The organism is Vibrio sp. 10N.222.55.C6, from assembly GCF_041473395.1.
GTDB lineage: Bacteria > Pseudomonadota > Gammaproteobacteria > Enterobacterales > Vibrionaceae > Vibrio > Vibrio crassostreae_C.
Genome location: NZ_JBFRSD010000661.1, coordinates 1 through 226 on the forward strand (window position 1 = coordinate 1; position 226 = coordinate 226).

The following is a 226-nucleotide window of genomic DNA, read 5'->3' on the forward strand; positions in this document are numbered from 1 at the left end:
GTTTACCACGAGACTCATAAGCCATGGCAAGAGCCTTACGAGTTAATCGACTATCGGGCGATAATGACATTGCCCAACCAATCGTTTTTCTAGCGAACAGGTCTAAAACTACGGCTAAGTACATCCAACGATAGCCAGTCCAAACATAAGTAACGTCACCAACCCAAACTCTGTTTGGCTCCGTAACTGCAAACTGGCGGCCTAAGAGGTTTGGGATCTCAATATG

The 226-nt window shown here is 46.0% G+C and carries 1 protein-coding gene; it reads right to left on the reverse strand.

Annotation, left to right across the window (positions count from 1 at the left end):
• Positions 1–226, reverse strand: a 226-nt coding sequence (locus AB4486_RS25530; protein WP_372119522.1) for a DDE-type integrase/transposase/recombinase, incomplete at both ends; no start/stop codon positions are given.